Annotated in this window: 16 protein-coding genes; 6 read left to right on the top strand and 10 right to left on the bottom strand. The window is 63.8% G+C overall.

Features of this window, described 5'->3' with window-relative positions:
• Positions 1–4: 4 nt before the first annotated feature.
• From guaB to ndk, 10 genes are all read right to left on the bottom strand, one after another.
• Positions 5–1,462 (bottom strand): IMP dehydrogenase, encoded by a 1,458-nt coding sequence (gene guaB, locus QQJ96_RS17855; protein ID WP_284333379.1) that lies wholly within the window; start codon positions 1,460–1,462, stop codon positions 5–7.
• Between the two features lie 149 nt (positions 1,463–1,611).
• A complete protein-coding gene (gene folD / locus QQJ96_RS17860) occupies positions 1,612–2,466 on the bottom strand; it encodes a bifunctional methylenetetrahydrofolate dehydrogenase/methenyltetrahydrofolate cyclohydrolase FolD (protein WP_284333380.1) in 855 nt (284 codons plus the stop codon).
• Between the two features lie 146 nt (positions 2,467–2,612).
• Positions 2,613–3,779, bottom strand: coding sequence for a molybdopterin-synthase adenylyltransferase MoeB (moeB, locus tag QQJ96_RS17865; protein ID WP_284333381.1), 1,167 nt, complete (start codon positions 3,777–3,779; stop codon positions 2,613–2,615).
• 115 nt (positions 3,780–3,894) lie between these two features.
• On the bottom strand, positions 3,895–5,292 hold the full coding sequence (gene der, locus QQJ96_RS17870) for a ribosome biogenesis GTPase Der (protein ID WP_284333382.1): 1,398 nt from the start codon (positions 5,290–5,292) through the stop codon (positions 3,895–3,897).
• Between the two features lie 18 nt (positions 5,293–5,310).
• Positions 5,311–6,510 carry an outer membrane protein assembly factor BamB gene (bamB, locus tag QQJ96_RS17875; RefSeq protein WP_284333383.1) on the bottom strand — a complete coding sequence of 400 codons (1,200 nt, stop codon included), beginning with the start codon at positions 6,508–6,510 and terminating at the stop codon, positions 5,311–5,313.
• On the bottom strand, positions 6,507–7,160 hold the full coding sequence (locus QQJ96_RS17880) for a YfgM family protein (protein ID WP_284333384.1): 654 nt from the start codon (positions 7,158–7,160) through the stop codon (positions 6,507–6,509). The genes bamB and QQJ96_RS17880 overlap by 4 nt, the downstream gene beginning before the upstream one ends.
• 167 nt (positions 7,161–7,327) lie before the next feature.
• The gene (locus QQJ96_RS17885) at positions 7,328–8,302 is read right to left on the bottom strand and encodes a helix-turn-helix domain-containing protein (protein WP_284333385.1); all 975 of its coding nucleotides are present in this window, start codon (positions 8,300–8,302) and stop codon (positions 7,328–7,330) included.
• A gap of 71 nt (positions 8,303–8,373) precedes the next feature.
• Positions 8,374–9,168, bottom strand: coding sequence for a type IV pilus biogenesis/stability protein PilW (gene pilW / locus QQJ96_RS17890; protein ID WP_284333386.1), 795 nt, complete (start codon positions 9,166–9,168; stop codon positions 8,374–8,376).
• The gene (gene rlmN, locus QQJ96_RS17895; protein ID WP_284333387.1) at positions 9,158–10,276 is read right to left on the bottom strand and encodes a dual-specificity RNA methyltransferase RlmN; all 1,119 of its coding nucleotides are present in this window, start codon (positions 10,274–10,276) and stop codon (positions 9,158–9,160) included. The genes pilW and rlmN overlap by 11 nt, the downstream gene beginning before the upstream one ends.
• Positions 10,277–10,289: 13 nt before the next feature.
• A complete protein-coding gene (gene ndk, locus QQJ96_RS17900) occupies positions 10,290–10,715 on the bottom strand; it encodes a nucleoside-diphosphate kinase (protein WP_284333388.1) in 426 nt (141 codons plus the stop codon).
• A 233-nt stretch (positions 10,716–10,948) separates the two neighbouring features.
• Between ndk and QQJ96_RS17905 the strand changes: the two genes are divergently transcribed.
• The 6 genes from QQJ96_RS17905 (at position 10,949) to QQJ96_RS17930 (ending at position 18,832) form a co-directional block, all read left to right on the top strand.
• Positions 10,949–11,563, top strand: a complete 615-nt coding sequence (locus QQJ96_RS17905; protein ID WP_284333389.1) for a TetR/AcrR family transcriptional regulator — start codon at positions 10,949–10,951, stop codon at positions 11,561–11,563.
• Positions 11,564–11,647: 84 nt separating this feature from the next.
• Positions 11,648–14,035 (top strand): 3-hydroxyacyl-CoA dehydrogenase/enoyl-CoA hydratase family protein, encoded by a 2,388-nt coding sequence (locus QQJ96_RS17910; protein ID WP_284333390.1) that lies wholly within the window; start codon positions 11,648–11,650, stop codon positions 14,033–14,035.
• A 79-nt stretch (positions 14,036–14,114) separates the two neighbouring features.
• Complete coding sequence (locus QQJ96_RS17915; protein WP_284333391.1) at positions 14,115–15,320, top strand: acetyl-CoA C-acyltransferase; 1,206 nt, start codon at positions 14,115–14,117, stop codon at positions 15,318–15,320.
• Between the two features lie 253 nt (positions 15,321–15,573).
• The gene (locus QQJ96_RS17920) at positions 15,574–17,016 is read left to right on the top strand and encodes a DHA2 family efflux MFS transporter permease subunit (RefSeq protein ID WP_404649058.1); all 1,443 of its coding nucleotides are present in this window, start codon (positions 15,574–15,576) and stop codon (positions 17,014–17,016) included.
• Positions 17,017–17,099: 83 nt separating this feature from the next.
• Positions 17,100–17,801, top strand: coding sequence for a pirin family protein (locus QQJ96_RS17925; RefSeq protein WP_284333392.1), 702 nt, complete (start codon positions 17,100–17,102; stop codon positions 17,799–17,801).
• Positions 17,802–17,824: 23 nt separating this feature from the next.
• Positions 17,825–18,832: an NAD(P)H-quinone oxidoreductase gene (locus tag QQJ96_RS17930; protein WP_284333393.1), complete on the top strand. Its 1,008-nt coding sequence runs from the start codon at positions 17,825–17,827 to the stop codon at positions 18,830–18,832.
• Positions 18,833–18,836: the final 4 nt, after the last annotated feature.

Below are 18,836 nucleotides of genomic sequence, written 5' to 3' on the forward strand. Positions count from 1 at the left end.
GCAATCACGAATTCAACCGGTAGTTCGGCGCTTCCTTCGTAATCTGGATATCGTGCGGATGCGCTTCGGTCACGCCGGCCGAGGTGACTTTCACGAACTGCGCCTTGTTGCGCACGTCATCGATCGTGGCGGCGCCGAGATAGCCCATCGAAGCGCGCAAGCCACCGATCAGCTGGTGAATGATGTTGCGCAGCGGACCGCGATACGGCACGCGGCCTTCGATGCCTTCCGGCACCAGCTTGTCGGCGTCCGCTTCTTCCTGGAAGTAGCGATCCTTGGAGCCCAGGGCCATCGCGCCCAGCGAACCCATGCCGCGATAGCTCTTGTAGGAGCGGCCCTGGAACAGTTCCACTTCGCCTGGCGATTCCTCGGTGCCGGCGAACATGGAGCCGAGCATCACGGTGGATGCGCCGGCAGCGAGCGCCTTGGGAATATCGCCCGAGTAGCGGATGCCGCCGTCGGCGATCAGCGGGATGCTGTCCTTCAGGGCAGTGGCCACCATGTCGATCGCAGTGATCTGCGGCACACCTACGCCAGCGACGACGCGCGTGGTGCAGATCGAGCCAGGGCCAACACCTACTTTCACCGCATCAACGCCGGCATCGCGCAACGCCAGCGCCGCTTCGCCAGTGACGATGTTGCCGGCGATCAGCTGCACCTGCGGGAAATGTTTCTTCACCCACGCCGCGCGCTCGATCACGCCCTGCGAATGGCCGTGCGCGGTATCCACCACGATCACGTCCACCCCGGCTTGCACCAGCGCTTCGACACGCTGCTCGGTATCACCGCCTACACCGACTGCCGCGCCAACGAGCAGGCGCTCGTGTGCGTCCTTGGCGGCGTTGGGATTGTCACGGGCTTTCTGGATGTCCTTGACGGTAATCAGGCCGCGCAGCTGGTAAGCGTCGTTCACCACCAGCACTTTTTCGATGCGGTGCTTGTGCAGCAGCTGCAGCACTTCGTCCTGGCTGGCGCCCTCGCGCACTGTAACCAGCTTTTCTTGGCGCGTCATGATGTTGCGCACGGGGTCGTCGTGCTTGCGTTCGAAACGCAGGTCGCGGCTGGTGACGATGCCGACCAGTTGCTCCCCTTCCACCACCGGCACGCCGGAGATGTTGTGCGCGCTGGTGAGCTTGAGGACTTCGCGAATCGAGGTGTGCGGGGTAACGGTGATCGGGCTGCGAATGACGCCGGCTTCGAATTTTTTCACCATGCGCACTTCGGCGGCCTGCTGCTCGGCGCTCATGTTCTTGTGGATGATGCCGATGCCGCCGTTCTGGGCCATGGTGATGGCGAGCCGGGCTTCAGTGACCGTGTCCATGGCGGCAGACACAATCGGGATATTCAGGCGAAGGTTGCGCGTCAGTCGCGTGGAGGTGTCCACGTCGCGCGGCAAGACTTGGGAATGGGCCGGGACGAGGTAGACGTCGTCGTAAGTAAGGGCCTCGGCGAGGATGCGCATGGAAAAGTCCCGCTGCAAAGAGAGGATTATACGCGGGAGTCGCGTTCGGCGCGAGTTTTGCTTTGGCTTCTGTCCAGCGAATAAGCGTAGGCTGGGATGCCAATCCCAGCTTTCTTTGCGGGCATGAATGCTGGGATTGTCATCCCAGCCTACGGATCGCGCGCTTCGGCGGCTTCCAGCGTGTTTTCCATCAAGGTGGCCACAGTCATCGGCCCCACGCCTCCCGGCACCGGCGTGATCCAGCTGGCGCGCTGCGCGGCCGGCCCGAATTCCACGTCGCCGACCAGGCGCCCGTCATCCAGGCGATTGATGCCGACGTCCACGACCACCGCGCCCGGCTTGACCCATTCACCTTTCACCAGGCCCGGCTTGCCGACCGCCACCACCAGGATATCGGCCTGGCGCACGTAGGTCTCCAGCTCACGCGTGAAGCGGTGACAACAGGTGGTGGTGCAGCCGGCGATCAGCAACTCCAGTGCAAGTGGACGCCCAACATGGTTGGAAACGCCAACGACCACCGCGTGCTGGCCACGCACCGGGCGGTCGGTGTGGCCAAGGAGGGTCATCACGCCTCGCGGCGTGCAGGGGCGCAAGCCGAAACGGCGCAGCGCAAGGCGGCCTACGTTGACGGCCTGGAAACCATCCACATCCTTGTCCGGATCGATGCGATCGACCAGGGCGTCTTCGTCGATGTGGTCCGGCAGCGGCGACTGCACCAGGATCCCGTGCACGTCCGGATCGGCATTGAGCTTGTCGATCAGGGTAAACAGCTCGTCTTGGGTGGCGCTGGCCGGCAGGTCGTAGTCGAAGGAACGGAAACCCACTTGGTGGCAAGCCTTGCGCTTGTTGCGCACATAGACCGAGGAAGCGGCATCGCTCCCGACCAGCACCACCGCCAGGCCAGGCTCCAGCTTGCCCTGCGCCTTGCGTTCGCTGACGCGTTTGGCGATGCGCTCCAGCAGTTCCTGCGCAATTCGTTTGCCATCGAGTATGCGTGCGCTCATGAGGGGTCCTGGCTGGCGAAGGCGGCATTATCGCCCAATACCCCCTCAACCACACGACCGTCATTCCCGCGCAAGCGGGAACCCATTTTGATCTAATGCCAAAAGAAGAATGGATTCCCGCTTGCGCGGGAATGACGGCCGAGGAATTAAGATCTCGCTGCGCAGAACCGTTCGATATCCGCATAGCCGTGAAACTCCGCTTGCGGCCCGCAACCCGGGCAAGCCGGGTCACGCGGCAAACGCGTTTCGCGAAAGCGCATGCCCAGCGCATCGAAGGAGAGCAGCCGGCCGACCAGCGGTTCGCCGATGCCAAGAATCAACTTCAAGGCCTCCGTCGCCTGCAATAGGCCAACGATGCCTGGCAGCACACCGAGCACGCCGGCCTCGGCGCAATTGGGTGCATCGGCGGCATCAGGCGGCTCGGGGAACAGGCAGCGGTAGCAAGGCGAGTCGCTGCGGCGTGGGTCGAACACGCCGACCTGGCCGGTGAAGCGCTCCACCGCGCCGTACACCATCGGCATGTTCAAGCGTCGCGTAGCAGCGGCGAGCAGATAACGCGCGGGAAAGTTGTCGGCACCGTCGACGACCAGGTCATGCCCGCTCAGCAGTTGTTCCACGTTGTCCGCACGTAGGCGCTCGTTACGCAGCTCGACGCTTATGCGCGGATTGAGCGCATTCAGGGTCATGCGCGCCGATTCGGTCTTGGGCATGCCGACGCGCGCATCGGCATGAATGACCTGTCGATGCAGGTTGGAGCGCTCGACGCGATCGTCGTCGATCAGCGTAAGCCGCCCTACTCCCGCGGCGGCGAGATAAAGCGCCGCGGGCGCGCCGAGACCGCCGGCTCCCAGCAAGGCGACGCTGGCCTGGCCAAGCCGGGCTTGCCCGGCCTCGCCTACCTGGGGCAACCGCAGCTGGCGTGAGTAGCGTTCAGCCGAATCGGTGTCGAGCTGCGCGGCGCTGACCGGCAGGCCTTCGCTTTTCCAGCGCTCGAAGCCACCGGCTACGGAGGCCACGTTGCGATAGCCCATCCGCTGCAAGGCTTCGGCGGCGAACAGGGAGCGCATGCCGCTGCCGCACAGCGTGAGGATTTCCCGCTCGCGGCTGGGTTCCTGGCTTTCGATACGCAGTTCGAGGAAGCCGCGCGACAGGGGTAATGCGCCAACGGGGGAACCGGTAGTGCGCTCGCTGTCTTCGCGCACGTCGATCAGCAACGCGCCTTGGGCCTGTTTGCGTAGGGCTTCAGCTGGAGCCAGTTCGGGCACGCGTTGGCGTAGGTCGGTGAGCCAGGATTCGCGATCGAGGGGGTTCATGCGCGTAGTTTAGCTCGCGCGCCGGCACCCCGCCCCACTCCATGTGGCTGCGTAGGCTGGGATGGAATCCCAGCTTTCGTGCGGATAGCGATGCTGGGATTTCATCCCAGCCTACTCATTTGCGCTTCTTCATCTCGCGGATCATGCGCTGCCGCTTGCGCTGCTGCGATTCGGTCAGCACGTTGCGCCTGCCCGCGAAGGGATTGTCACCGTCGCGGAAGTCGATGCGGATCGGCGTGCCTTCCAGCTTGTAGCGCTGCCGGAAGAAGTTTTCCAGGTAACGGCGATACGCGGGCGCAATATGCTTGGTGCGGCTGCCGTGGATCACGATGGTGGGCGGGTTGCTGCCGCCGGGGTGCGCAAAGCGCAGCTTCGGCGCATGCCCACGCACCAGCGGCGGCTGGTAGCTTTCGTAGGCACGTTCGAGCGTGCGGGTAAGGTCGGAAGAAGTGAGTTCGCGGGTGGCGGAGGTATGCGCGCGCACGACCGCACGCATCAGCTCGCGCAAGCCCGAGCCGTGCAGCGCCGAAATGAACACCTGCTTGGCCCATTCGACGAAGCCAAGCCGGCGCTCCAGCGCGCGCATGCATTGCTCACGCGCGTAGGCTTCCATGTCGTCCCACTTGTTGACGGCGATCACCAGCGCCCTGCCCTCGTCGATCGCATGACCGATCAAGGTCAGATCCTGGTCGGCGAGATTCTCGCGGGCGTCGACCATCACCACCACCACCTGGGCGGCGGCCATCGACTGCAGCGTCTTGATGACACTGAATTTCTCCACGCCCTCGTCGACTTTCGACTTGCGCCTGACGCCAGCCGTATCGATCAGCGTGTAACGCTTGCCGTCGCGCTCCAGCGGTACGCGGATCGGATCGCGCGTGGTGCCGGCGACGTCGGAAACGATCAGCCGGTTTTCGCCCAGCAGGCGATTGATCAAGGTCGACTTGCCGGCATTGGGACGGCCGACGATCGCAACGCGAATACTGCCCTCGTCTTCCGGCGCGAGTTCTTCATGCGCATCTTCCGGCAGCAGCGGCAGCACGGCGGCGACTAGTTCTTCCGTGCCGCGGTTGTGCGCGGCCGACAAAGGCAGCGTCTGGGCGATGCCGAACACGGCAAATTCCGCCAGCGCGTCTTGCACATCCAGGCCATCGGTCTTGTTGACCGCGGCGATCACCGGCTTGCCGCTGCGACGCAGCTCGTCGAGGATGCTGCGATCCTGCGGCAGCAAGCCGTCGCGCGCATCGACCACGAACACCAGTACTTGCGCCTCGCCGATGGCAAGGCGCACTTGCTGGGCGGTGAGCGCGTCGATGCCTTCTTCAACTCCGGACAGGCCGCCGGTGTCGACCACTACGAAGGGACGCGGCCCGGTCCGGCAAACGCCGTAATGGCGGTCGCGGGTGACACCCGGCATGTCGGCCACCAGGGCGTCGCGGCTGCGCGTCAGCGCATTGAACAGGGTCGACTTACCGACGTTGGGACGACCGACCAGGGCGATGACGGGCAGCACGAAACATCGATCCAGTGATTACTTCGCACCGAGACGGTAAGCGGCGATGTGACCCTCGACATCTTCGATGTACACCAGGTCACCCACCACCACCGGCTGCGCGCGAATGGCTTTCTTGGAAAGGCGCTCGCGCGCGGCCAGCGCGCCGTCGCCGGTCTGCAGCCAGTGCACGTAGCCTTGGATATCACCGACCACGACGTAATTGCCCTGCACCCCCGGTGAACTCAGCCAGCGATACTTCAGGTCGTCGTTCTTCCACATGTCGGCGCCGCTGGTCTTGTCGAACGCCCACACTTGCGAGTCGGTGTTGACGCCGAACAGGCTATTGCCGCTTAGCGCCATCGAGGTGTAGGTGGAGAACTGGCGTGCCCACAACGGACGGCCACTGGGGCCGTCCACGGCAGTGAGGCTGCCGTGATAGGCGGCGGAGTAAAGCGTGCTGCCATCCACCACGACACCACCGTCGGCATCGTTCATGCGGTCGATGTCGGTACGCCCTTCACCCGTCGCCAGCTTCTGTTCCCACAGTTTGTCGCCATTGTCCTGGCGAAGCGCGATGAGCTTGCCGTCATCGCTGCCGAAGAACACCACGCCATTGGTGACCAGCAGCGGACCATTGCCACGCAGGCTGAGCAGCGGCACGTTGCCCTGGTCGTTGACCCAGCGGCGATCGCCGGTGTTGCCATCCAGGCCGTACACACGGCCATCCTGCGTGCGCACAACAACCAGCCCACCGCTAACGACAGGCTCATCGATCACTTCCGAAGGCAGCGCGGCCACCCAGCGCTGGCTGCCGTCCTTGGTGCTCAGGCCATAGACATGGCCGTCGAGCGTACCGACGACCAGCAGATCCCCATCGACCGCCGGACCACCGGAATAGAATGCATCCTTGCGCTTCTTGTCGCCCCAGCCGAACCAGCCGTGGGTGCGGCTCTTGTTTTTCCACAGGGTCTTGCCGCTATTGGCGTCATACGCGGCGACCACACCATCGGTACTGGCCGCATAAAGCACGCCACCCACCACGGTGGGCTGCATGCGCACGCCGCTAACGCCCGCACCATGACCGACACGGTCTTTCCACACCCGCGCGACCTGCACGGTGGGTTTGAAATCCTTGGCCAGCGGCGTCGGCGGCTGGATGTTTTCTTTCTTGAAGGAATGACAACCAGCAAGCGCCACCAGCGAGCCGGTCACTACGATCAGCCAAAAACGTTTCATGCACCCTGCTTCCCGGCCGTGGCCAGATCGTCGATTTTCATTTGCACTTCATTGTCATGCGATACGTTCGACCCCATCGCGCTCACCGCGGCCTGATAAGCCTTGCGGGCATCGTCGCGGCGTCCCAGCTTGACCAGCGCATCGCCGCGTAGTTCCTGGCTTTCAATGGCGTAGCTGTTGGCCGGCATGCGATCGAGCGCATTCAGGCTTTCCTGGGCATTGCCCTTGGCCAGCTGCACATGCGCGATGCGCAGTTCGACCAAGGCCTTCAGCTCCGGGCTGGGGGCATGCTGTTCGGCCCAGGCGAGCGAATCGAGTGCCTTGTCCAGCTGCTTGCCTTCCACCTGGTGACGCGCGCGGTCGCTCACGGCGAACAGGGCGTAAGGCGTGTCGGAGTAATCCTTCATCAACTGCTGGATGATCATGTCGCTGGCATTGGTATTGCCCGTATCGAGCACGCCTTGCAGCTGCTGGTAAAGGCCGGACGCCTGCATCTGGTGCCCAAGCCGATGATTGCGCCATTGCTGATAGCCGAAAATGGCAATCAAGCCGATGACGACACCCACAGCGATCGACAGGCCGTTCTGCCGCAGCCATTTCTGTACGCGTTCGCTCTGTTCATAGTCGTCGTAAGCATCATTGAATGCCATGCAATCACCGTATCGCGAATAACGCCGGAAGGCGTTGAAGGAGGCGTTAGAAAGCCGCCGCTATCCGGCGGCAGCGGCACTGCCCACCCAAGCGGATGGGCTAATGCGCAAGCATAACCGATTGAAGGGGGGTGCAGGCTACCGGTGCAGGCTACCGAACCGGCGCCTCAGGCGCCGGCAGGCACGGCCTTGCCGTTCTGCACATCGACGCGAAAATGCGCGATGTTGGCGTGACGGTAGGCATCCAGCGGCATCGGCTGGCCGTCTACGCTCACCTGCGCCCCGTTTGCATTGCCGATACGCACATCCAGCGGCTGGTCGCTGTGATAGGTCTTGCTGGTACCTGCCGGCAGCAGCCCGTACTCCAGCTTAGTACCGTCCTTGTCGAGCACCTCCACCCAACTCGCGTTGGGTAGGCTTAGCGTCAGGCTGTGCGCACCACTGCCAATGGCAGCTGCAGGCGCGTTACCCACGGCGGGAGCCGTGACAGTCGCCGAATCGCTATCGAGATTCGGCAACGGCACCATCGAGGCCAGCAACGGCTGCTGCGCAGCGGCCGGACTGGGCGTTGAAGCGGTTACGGCGAGAGCTGCGGAGGGTGCCTGGGCGATCGCGATGCTGCCAGCGGCCACTTTCGCCACGCTGGCGGAGGTCGCCGGTGTAGCCGGCGGTGGCGCATCCTGCTGCGCTACCGGCGCGGCATCCAGCGGCGCCAGGCGGCCCATGTCGTGGGTAAGCGTGCCGCGCATGCCCAGCCATACCGTGGGCACGGCGATCACCAGCGTCAGCACCACATAGGTGGCCGCCTTCGCATATTGATCCAGCAGGTAGCGGGAATGCGGAATGCCGCCGGTGGACACCAGCTTGGGCTGGGCCGGCTTGAACTGGCTGACGACCCGCTCGATCTCGTTCTCGTCGATGTCGAGATAGCGCCCATACTTGCGCAGGTAACCACCCAGATACACCTGGTAGTCGATGCCGCTGAACTCGTTGCCCTCAAGCTGGCGCAGCACGCGCACCGGCAGATGCAGGGCGTGACCGCAGGTTTCCAGATCAAGGCCGCGTGCTTCGCGCACCGCACGCAGGCGTGAACCAAAACCGGGCACTTCGTTGAAGCGAAATTCGGCAGCGCTGTGTTCCATGTTCGCTGCGGTCGTGGCGGACGTTTCGGAGGAGGACTCCTCATGCGACGCCGGATGGGACTGCTGGGAAGTCATGGGTGTAAGGATTGATTGAGGGCCTGCGCCTGTTCCGAATCCGGGAACTGACTAAGCAGCCGCTTGCTGTAGTTCTGGGCTGCATCCTTGTTACCCAAGTGAGATTCGATGTCGTAGCCGAGCTTCAGCGAATCGGCGTTGAACTGCCCCATCGCGTCCAGACGCTGCAGGAACGCGCTGGCGTTGAAGTAATCCTGATTGAGGTACAGCACGTGGGCGAGTTGCAGCAGGGCGCTGGCGTTGTCCGGATTGAGCTTGATTGCCTTGCGCAGATTGGCCTCGGCGCCGACGCGATCGCCCATTTGCAGCTGGCAGATGCCCTGGTTGGCCAAGGCCATGTCCGGCGTCTTGTAGAACGGGTCGGCCAGCGCCTTGGCGAAATACGGCATGGCCTGCTGACCCTTGCCGATGCGGCACAGGAACTGGCCCAGGTTGTTGTTGGTGTCGCCCTTGTCCGGCTCCAGCTCCTGCGCCCGGCGGTAATGCAACTCAGCGTTCGGCACATCGTTGATGCGTTCGTAAACGTATGCCATCACCGTGTGCGCAGGTGCGTAGCTGGGGTCTTCCTGCACGGCGATCTTGGTTTTTTCCAGCGCGCCCTGGAGATTGCCGATCTCGATGTAATGCTGTGCCAGGCTGGTATGGACGTTGGCCGCACTCTCGGCCTTCTGCGCCTTGGTCTGCTCCGGCAGCGGAGGCTCCGGCGGCGGGTTCTGCACTGTGATCCCCCGGTGACAACCGGCGAGCAGAACGGCCAGGCCTATGCCGAGCAGAACGCGATCATGCCGCATGCGCTGTACCCTCGTCCAAACGCTTGAGGAATTCGGCCTGGCGACGCGTGCGGTCCAGCACCTGCCCTTTCAGCTGGCCACAGGCGGCGTCGATGTCGTCGCCACGCGTACGGCGCAGCATCGTGAGAATGTTTGCGTTGAGCAGCTGGGTCTGGAAAGCACGGATGATTTCCGGCTCCGAGCGCTCGAAGCGCGTACCCGGGAACGGATTGAACGGAATCAGATTGACCTTGCAGGTCGGCAGCTTGCGCATCAGCTTGATCAGCTGGCGAGCATGCTCGGGTTGATCGTTGACGCCTTTCATCAGCGTGTATTCGAACGTGATGGAGGTGCGCGGCTTGCGCTCGATCCAGCGCTGGCAGGCGGCCATCAGTTCGGCGATCGGAAAACGCTTGTTGAGCGGCACCAGTTCGGTACGCAGCTCGTCATTGGCCGCGTGCAGCGATACCGCCAGCGACACGTCGATGCTTTCGGAAAGCTTGTCGATCATCGGCACCAGCCCGGCGGTCGACAGGGTGACGCGCTTGGAGGCCAGGCCAAAGCCCAGGTCGTCGCGCATCAGGCTCATCGCCTTCACGACGTTGTCGAAATTCAACAGCGGTTCGCCCATGCCCATCATCACCACGTTGGTGATACGGCGGTTCTGGTGCGTGACGTTGCCCAGGTATTTCGCGGCCACCCACATCTGGCCGATGATCTCGGAGGTGGTGAGGTTGCGGTTGAAGCCCTGCGTCGCGGTGGAACAGAACTGGCAGTTCAAGCCGCAACCCACCTGCGAGGACACGCACAAGGTGCCGCGGGTGGGCTCGGGAATGTAGACCGCTTCCACGGCATTGCCGCCGTCCATGCCCAACAGCCATTTGTGCGTGCCGTCGGCGGCACCCTTGTCAAACAGCGTCTTGGGCGGACCGACGTAGCACGTGGCCTCGAGCTTGGCGCGCAGCGCCTTGCCCACGTCGGTCATGTTTTCGAAGTTGTCTTCCAGGCGATGGTAAATCCATTTCATCACCTGCTCGGCGCGATAAGGTTTCTCGCCGAGCTGCGCGAAAAACTCGCGCAGTCCGTGGCGATCGAAATCGAGCAGATTGACTTTTTCCACCGGGTTCACTTCGGTCTCTAAGTTAGCGCGCCAACACTTCGGTTGATGCGAAGAAGTACGCGATTTCAACCGCCGCCGTTTCAGCAGCGTCCGAACCGTGCACAGCGTTCGCGTCGATCGAGTCGGCGAAATCGGCGCGGATGGTGCCCGGGGCGGCGTCCTTCGGATTGGTCGCGCCCATCAGTTCGCGATTCTTCAAAATGGCGTTTTCGCCTTCGAGCGCCTGGATCATCACCGGGCCGGAAATCATGAATTCCACCAGGGCGTTGAAGAAGGGGCGCTCGCGATGCACTGCGTAGAAACCTTCCGCTTCTTTGCGCGAAAGATGCTTCATCTTGGCGGCAACGACTTTCAGGCCAGCCTTTTCGAAGCGTGCGTAGATTTCACCGATCACATTCTTGGCTACGGCGTCGGGTTTGATGATGGAAAGGGTGCGCTCCAGCGCCATGCGGTCTGCTCCGGGTTATGCGGACGGATTGAAGGGCGGCCTGACGAAAGGACGTCAGAAGGAAAGATAGAACTAAAACCGCATGGGAATGCGGATTTAGCTCACGAAAGTTTGACAGATTCTAGCCCATAAGCAACCCGTTTTTGAGCGCCATGCAAACGACTGTTTGACTGCTCCGGGCGCTCGCGCGTATCCTCAAACGATCGTTTGAACCATTCGACAGGCGTGTGCCCGTGAACAGCTCCGCTTCTACGAAGGAACGCATCCTGACCGCGGCCGAAGCCCTGTTTGCCCAACGCGGCTTCGAAGGCGCCTCGCTGCGCCAGCTCACCGCCGCCGCGGGCGTGAACCTGGCGGCCGTGAACTACCACTTCGGCTCCAAGGACCACCTGGTCGAGCAGGTGTTCAAGCGCCGCCTGGACCAGCTCAATGCCCGCCGCCTGGGCGCCCTCAAGCACATCGCCGGCCTGCAGGAGACGACCCTGGAGGATGTGCTGTCGGCTTTCATCCGTCCTGCCCTGGACCTGTCCCACGACGGTGGCGGCGGCCTTTTCATGCGCGTGCTGGCCCGCGCCTTTGCCGAGCACGACGACAGCCTGCGCAAGTTCCTGTCGGAGAACTACGGCCACGTGATGCGGCAATTCACTGTCGAGTTCGCTCGCTTGCTGCCTGGCTTGAGCAAGGAAGAGCTGTACTGGCGCATCGACCTGGTGACCGGCGCCCTGACCCATGCCATGTCCGGCTTCGGCATCATCCAGCGCAAGAGCGACGTCAGCGAGACCAGCCACCGCGAGCAGACCGCCGAGCACTTGATCCGCTTCGCCGCCGCCGGCTTGCGCGCCCCTTAGACCTTTCCTGTCAGCGGGAGGTCACCGGCCTCCCATACCAAAGCTTTCATTCACCTGCTACGCATTCGTACCACGGAGAAGCCAATGACCGCTCCATCTTTAACCAAATCCGCGCTACGCATCCGCAAGGCCGCGGTGCTCGGCGCCGGCGTCATGGGCGCGCAGATCGCCGCGCATCTGACCAACGCCGACGTCGAAACCGTGCTGTTCGACCTGCCGGCCAAAGACGGTCCCAAGAGCGGCATCGCGATCAAGGCGATCGAAAACCTGAAGAAGCTCTCGCCCGCCCCGCTGGCCGAAGCCAACCGCGCGGCCGCCATCATCCCGGCCAACTATGAGGAAGACCTCGACCAGCTGAAGGATGTGGACCTGGTGATCGAGGCGATCGCCGAGCGGATGGACTGGAAGCTGGACCTGTACAAGAAGATCGCCCCGCACGTTTCGCCCAACGCCGTGCTGGCCAGCAACACCTCCGGCCTGTCGATCAATGGCCTGGCCGAGGCGCTGCCCGAAGAAATGCGCCACCGCTTTACCGGCGTGCATTTTTTCAACCCGCCGCGCTACATGCACCTGGTCGAACTGATCCCGACCCGGCACACCGATGCCAGCGTGCTCGCAGGGCTGGAAGCCTTCCTGACCACCACGGTCGGCAAGGGCGTGGTCTATGCGAAGGACACGCCGAACTTCATCGGCAACCGCATCGGTGTGTTTTCGATGTTGGCCACCATGCACCACACCGAGCAGTTCAAGCTCGGCTTCGATACGGTCGACGCGCTGACCGGCCCGGCCATCGGCCGCCCCAAGAGCGCCACCTACCGCACCGCCGACGTGGTGGGTCTGGACACCATGGCGCACGTGATCAAGACCATGGCCGACACGCTGGCCGACGATCCGTGGCATGCCTATTTCAAGGCACCCATGTGGCTGAGCGGTCTGATCGAAAAAGGCGCGCTGGGCCAGAAGACCGGCGCCGGCGTCTATCGCAAGGCCGGCAAGGACATCGTGGTATTGGATGTTGCCAAGCGCGACTATGTGCCGTCCGAGCAGAACGCCTCTGAAGAAGTATCGGCCATCCTCGCGATCAAGGACCCGGCGGAGAAGTTCGGCAAGCTGCGCGCCTCCGGCGACCCGCAGGCACAGTTCCTGTGGGCCACCTTCCGCGACCTGTTCCACTACACCGCCTATCACCTGGCCGATATCGCCGATACCGCGCGCGACGTCGATTTCGCCATCCGCTGGGGTTACGGCTGGAAGCTTGGTCCGTTCGAAACCTGGCAGGCGGCCGGCTGGCAGCAGGTCGCCCAGTGGATCCAGGAGGACATCGACGCCGGCAAGGCGATGAGCAAGGCGCCACTGCCGAAGTGGGTGAGCGATGGCCGCCATGGCGTCCACAGCAAAGCTGGCTCGTACTCGGCTGCCGCCCAGGCCGACAAGCCACGTTCGCAGCATCCGGTCTACCGGCGCCAGTTGTTCCCCGACGCGATCATCGGCGAGAAATTCGACCAGGGACTGACCCTGTGGGAGAACGACGGCATCCGCCTGTGGACCCTGGGCGAGGACAACGTCGGCATCATCTCGTTCAAGACCAAGATGAACACGGTCAACGACCAGGTGCTCGACGGCATCCAGCAGGCGATCGGCATTGCGGAAGAAAAGCTCAAGGCCGTGGTGATCTGGCAGGCCGCCGAGCCGTTCTCCGCCGGCGCGGACCTGAAGGGCGCGCTGGGCCTGCTGCAAGCCGGCAAGGTCAAGGAATTCGAGGCGATGGTCGCGAACTTCCAGCGCACCAGCATGCGCATCAAGCACGCACTGGTACCGGTGGTCGCCGCGGTACGCGGCCTGTGCCTGGGCGGCGGCTGCGAATTCCAGATGCACTCGGCGCGCACGGTGGCGGCACTGGAAAGCTATGTCGGCCTGGTCGAAGCCGGCGTCGGCCTGCTGCCTGCCGGTGGCGGCCTGCATGAGCTGGCCATTCGCGCTGCGCAGAGCAACCCCAATGATCCATTCGAATCGCTGAAGAAGGTGTTCGAGACGGTGGCGATGGCGAAGGTCTCCGGCAGCGCGCTGGAAGCCAAGCAGCTCGGCCTGCTCCGCGACAGCGACGTGGTGGTGTTCAACGCTTATGAGTTGCTGTACGTCGCCAAGCAGGTGGCCAGCTCGCTCGCCGAAAGCGGTTGGCGCGCGCCGCTGTACGCGCGCAACGTTCCGGTGGCTGGCGACGTCGGCACCGCCACGTTCAGAGCCTCGCTAGCCAATCTGCAGGCCGGCTACTTCGCTTCCGAACACGATGTAGCGATCGCCACGCGCATTGCGGACACGCTGTGCGGCGGCGCCATCGAGCGTGGCTCGCTGGTGGATGAGGAATGGTTGCTGGCGCTGGAGCGCAAGCACTTCGTGGAGCTGGCGCAAACCGAAAAGACCCAGGCGCGCATCGCCCACACCATGACTACCGGCAAACCGCTGCGCAACTGACGCTCGCAGTCACGTTTACCGATCGAACCCATACCAACCGGCGTCGCCGCGATTCGCGCGACGCCCTGGAGCAGACACCATGAGCAAGCAAGTGCAAGACGCCTATATCGTCGCCGCCACCCGCACGCCGGTCGGCAAGGCGCCGCGCGGCGTATTCCGCAACACCCGCCCCGACGACATGCTGGCCCACGTGATCCGTGCCGTCATGGCGCAGGCACCGGGCATCGATCCGCATCGCATCGGCGACGTGATCATCGGCTGCGCCATGCCGGAAGCCGAGCAAGGCATGAACGTGGCGCGCATCGGCCTGCTGCTGGCCGGCCTGCCGGACACCGTGCCGGGCGTTACCGTCAACCGCTTCTGCTCGTCCGGCCTGCAGGCGGTGGCGATGGCAGCCGATCGCATCCGCCTCGGCGAGGCGGACCTGATGATCGCTGGCGGCACCGAGAGCATGAGCATGGTGCCGATGATGGGCCACAAGGTGGCGATGAATCCGTCCATCTTCGACAACGAGCACATGGGCATTGCCTACGGCATGGGCATTACCGCCGAGAACGTCGCCAAGCAGTGGAAGGTCTCGCGCGAAGCGCAGGACGCCTTCGCCGCGCAAAGCCACGACCGCGCCCTGGCCGCGATCAAGGCCGGCGAGTTCAAGGATGAAATCACCCCGTTCCAGCTCGACGACCACTACCCCGACCTCGCCACGCGCGGCATCAAGACCGATAGCCGCCTGATCGACACTGATGAAGGCCCCCGTGCCGGCAGCACGCCGGACGTGCTGGGCAAGCTGAAAACGGTGTTCCGCAACGGCCAGTTCGGCGGCTCGGTCACGGCCGGCAACTCCTCGCAAACCTCCGACGGCGCGGCTGCCGTAATGCTGGCCAGCGAACAGGCGATCAAGGACTACGGCCTGACTCCCCTCGCCCGCTTCGTGGGCTACTCGGTGGCCGGCGTGCGCCCGGACATCATGGGCATCGGCCCGAAGGAAGCCATTCCCAAGGCGCTCAAGCTGACCGGCATCCAGCAGGACCAGCTCGACTGGATCGAACTGAACGAAGCCTTTGCTGCCCAGGCCCTGGCTGTGATCGGCGACCTCGGCCTGGACCCGGCCAAGGTGAACCCGCTCGGCGGCGCCATTGCGCTGGGTCACCCGCTGGGCGCCACCGGCGCCGTCCGTACCGCCACGCTGGTGCACGGCTTGCGCCGTCGCAAGCAGAAGTACGGCATGGTCACCATGTGCATCGGCACCGGCATGGGTGCCGCGGGCGTGTTCGAGGCGCTCTAAGCACGCTTTCCACCCCCTGCCTGCAGGAGCCGCGTAGGCTGGGATGACAATCCCAGCACCTGGCCACCCGCGAGGAAGCTGGGATTGTCATCCCAGCCTACGCGCGCTTCTCGGTAGAACGCTTGTCCTCCCCGTCCACCCAGCGAATAATGCGCTACGTTGCGGCGCACACCCCGATGCGCCCACGTCCCGGGTGCTTCCGACCTCCTTGCCGCTTGGCATAGGCCCACTGCGCCCGCTGCAGGAACCGAAAGTGAGCGCGTTGAGTGAGGAAAAGCTGGACCTCCCGGCCACCGCCCAGCCGGTGCACCCCGATTACCGCGTCATTTCCCTGATCGTCGGCTGCGCGATCTTCCTTGAGCAGGTGGACGGCACCGTGCTGGCCACTGCCCTGCCCACCATGGCGCGCGACTTTGCCGTTTCCGCGCCGGCGATGAGTGTGGCCGTCACCAGCTATCTGCTAGCGCTGGCGATCCTGATACCGGTCAGTGGCGCGATTGCCGACCGCTTCGGCACCAAGCGCGTGTTCAACAGCTCCATCGTGGTGTTCATCATCGGCTCGGTGCTGTGCTCGCTTACCCACAGCCTGCCGATGATGGTGGCGGCGCGGCTGGTGCAAGGCACGGGCGGCGCGATGATGGCCCCGGTGGGGCGCCTGGTGATCCTGCGCACGGTGGACCGCAAACACCTGGTCTCGTCGATGATGTGGACGCTGATCCCGGCCGTGCTCGGCACCATGGCCGGACCGCCGCTGGGCGGCTTCATCGTCGAATACTTCGATTGGCGCTGGATCTTCTATATCAATGTGCCGATCGGCGTGCTGGGGTATTGGCTGGTGCGGCGCTACATCCCGGTAGTGACCTGCACGGTGCGGCCTGCGCCGTTCGACTGGCTGGGTTTCGCGCTCTGCAGCGTCGGGCTGGGCTGCCTGCTGTTCGGGCTGGAACTGTTTGGCGAAAACACCAGCCCGCGCAATGGCGTGATACTGGTGGCGATCGGTGCTGCCGCCTGCCTGGCGTATGTGCGGCATGCCCGGCGCCGCGAGCACCCGGCCGTGGATCTCACCTTGTTGCGCATCGATTCGTTCCGGCTGTCGGTGATTTCCGGCGCGCTGATGCGCATCACCCAGGGCGCCCAGCCATTCCTGCTGCCACTTCTGCTGCAGATCGGCCTGGGCTTTTCCGCCCTGCGCAGCGGCCAGCTGATCCTGGCCATTTCCCTGGGCGCGCTGCTGGCGCGCGCGCTGACCACGCGCCTGCTGCGCTGGATCGGTTTTCGCCGTGTGATGGTCTACAACGGCGTGCTGGCCGGATTAAGCTATGCCGTGTGCGCGTTCTTCCGGGCGGATTGGCCGTTCTGGCTAATGTTCGGCCTGCTGGCGTGCTGCGGCGTCATCATGTCGGTGCAGTTCACCGCCTACAACACCATCGCGTACGAAGCGGTGCCGACCGAGCGCATGAGCGCGGCCAACAGCTTCTATTCCACCTTGCAGCAGTTGATGCTGTCAGTAGGCGTGTGCTGCGGCGCGCTGATACTCAAGCTGGCCATGAGCGCGAGCCACAACAGCGAGCCCAGCCGCCTGAATTTCTCGGTGGCGTTCCTGGTTGTTACCGTGATTTCGCTCAGCTCCACCCACTGGCATCGCGCTTTCGCACCCGATGCTGGACACGAAATGAGCGGGCATCGTCAGCGGTAGCGACACACTGTTTCCCTGGCGAGCGTTTTGCAATGCGCTGGACGGACTTATCTTGCGCGGCATCCCAATCAGCGAGGTGTCCCATGATTGAACGGCGTCCCTTCAACAGCCTTGGCGGTGCCGATCACGGCTGGCTCAAGGCCAAGCATCACTTTTCGTTTGCCAGCTACAACGACGCCAAGCGCATGGGCTGGGGTGCGCTGCGCGTGTGGAACGATGACGCCATCGCCGCGCAAACCGGCTTTCCGCCGCATCCGCATGCGGACATGGAAATCATCACCTACGTGCGCGAAGGCGCCATCACCCACCGCGACAACCTGGGCAACGAAGGCCGCACAGTGGCGGGCGACGTGCAGGTGATGAGCGCCGGCAGCGGCATTCGGCACAGCGAATACAACCTGGAGCCGGATACCACGCGCATCTTCCAGATCTGGATCATTCCGGATGAGAGCGGTGGCGCGCCGTCCTGGGGCAGCAAGCCCTTCCCGGCAGGCGAGCGTTCCGGACGCTTTGTGGCGCTGGCCAGTGGCATGCAGGGCGATACGGACGTGCTGCCTTTGCGCACCAACTCCCGCGTACTCGGTGCCACGCTCAAGGCCGGCGAAACCGCTCGCTACACGTTGGACAAACAACGCTACGCCTATCTTGTGCCGGCCAAGGGAGCGGTAGAAATCAACGGCGTGCGCCTTGATGAGCGCGATGGTGCGGCCATTCGTAATGAAACCACGCTCGAAGTGAAAGCGCTGGAAGACACCGAACTGGTGTTGGTCGACACGAGTCCGTAATCCCGATCGTCAGGAAATCGCCGATGCCATCCATGCAAGCCATCGAGATCCCGCATTTCGGCGGCCCGGAGGTGCTGCGGCTCGTTGAGCGCCCGATGCCACGGCCCGATGCCGGCGAAGTGCTGATCAAGGTGGCGGCGGCGGGCGTCAATCGCCCGGACGTTTTCCAGCGGCAAGGCCACTATCCGCCGCCGCGCGGCGCTTCCGACCTGCCCGGGCTGGAAGCGGCCGGCGAACTGATGGATGGCGATTTCAGCGGCAGCAATCCGTTCGGGCTCAAGCCCCGCGATGCCGTGTGCGCCTTGCTGGCCGGCGGCGGCTATGCACAATACGCCGTCGCGCCGCTGGGCCAATGCCTGCCGGTGCCGCAAGGCATCAGCGTGGTGGAAGCCGCCTCGTTGCCGGAAAACTACTTCACGGTGTGGAGCAACGTGTTCGAGCGCGGCCGCCTGGGTCGACGCGAGGACGGTTCAAGGGAAAGCCTGCTGGTGCAAGGCGGCTCCAGCGGCATCGGCGTGACGGCGATCCAGCTTGCGCACGCTTTGGATCATCCGGTCTTTGCCACCGCCGGCAACGATGAAAAATGCCGAGCGTGCGAAGCGCTGGGCGCGCGCGCCATCAACTACCGGAGCGAAGATTTCGTCGAGCGCGTGAAAGCCTTGACAGACGGTCGCGGCGTAGACGTGATCCTCGACATGGTCGCTGGCGACTACCTACCGCGCGAACTGGATGCCCTGGCCGATGATGGCCGGCTGGTGGTGATCGCCACGCTTGGCGGCATCCAAGCCACACTGGATGCAGGCCTATTGATGCGCAGGCGCCTAACCATCACCGGTTCGACCTTGCGTACTCGGCCAGTCACCTTCAAGGCGGCGATCGCAGAAAAGCTGCATGAACATGTGTGGCCGCTGTTTGCGAACCGGCAGCTGCGCCCGGTCATCCATGAAATCTTTCCCGCTGATGAAGCCGCTCATGCGCATGCGTTGATGGAAAGCAGCGTGCATATCGGGAAAATTTTGTTGCGTTGGTAGGCTG

This window comes from Dyella flagellata, assembly GCF_030160275.1.
In the GTDB taxonomy this organism is placed as follows: Bacteria; Pseudomonadota; Gammaproteobacteria; order Xanthomonadales; family Rhodanobacteraceae; genus Dyella_B; species Dyella_B flagellata.

What these genes read in the sequence shown, in the direction of transcription:
- guaB (WP_284333379.1), bottom strand. Translation starts at nt 1,462, where the DNA reads ATGCGCATCCTCGCCGAGGCCCTTACTTACGACGACGTCTACCTCGTC.
- folD (WP_284333380.1), bottom strand. Translation starts at nt 2,466, where the DNA reads ATGAGCGCACGCATACTCGATGGCAAACGAATTGCGCAGGAACTGCTG.
- moeB (WP_284333381.1), bottom strand. Translation starts at nt 3,779, where the DNA reads ATGAACCCCCTCGATCGCGAATCCTGGCTCACCGACCTACGCCAACGC.
- bamB (WP_284333383.1), bottom strand. Translation starts at nt 6,510, where the DNA reads ATGAAACGTTTTTGGCTGATCGTAGTGACCGGCTCGCTGGTGGCGCTT.
- QQJ96_RS17880 (WP_284333384.1), bottom strand. Translation starts at nt 7,160, where the DNA reads ATGGCATTCAATGATGCTTACGACGACTATGAACAGAGCGAACGCGTA.
- QQJ96_RS17885 (WP_284333385.1), bottom strand. Translation starts at nt 8,302, where the DNA reads ATGGAACACAGCGCTGCCGAATTTCGCTTCAACGAAGTGCCCGGTTTT.
- pilW (WP_284333386.1), bottom strand. Translation starts at nt 9,168, where the DNA reads ATGCGGCATGATCGCGTTCTGCTCGGCATAGGCCTGGCCGTTCTGCTC.
- ndk (WP_284333388.1), bottom strand. Translation starts at nt 10,715, where the DNA reads ATGGCGCTGGAGCGCACCCTTTCCATCATCAAACCCGACGCCGTAGCC.
- QQJ96_RS17910 (WP_284333390.1), top strand. Translation starts at nt 11,648, where the DNA reads ATGACCGCTCCATCTTTAACCAAATCCGCGCTACGCATCCGCAAGGCC.
- QQJ96_RS17915 (WP_284333391.1), top strand. Translation starts at nt 14,115, where the DNA reads ATGAGCAAGCAAGTGCAAGACGCCTATATCGTCGCCGCCACCCGCACG.
- QQJ96_RS17925 (WP_284333392.1), top strand. Translation starts at nt 17,100, where the DNA reads ATGATTGAACGGCGTCCCTTCAACAGCCTTGGCGGTGCCGATCACGGC.
- QQJ96_RS17930 (WP_284333393.1), top strand. Translation starts at nt 17,825, where the DNA reads ATGCCATCCATGCAAGCCATCGAGATCCCGCATTTCGGCGGCCCGGAG.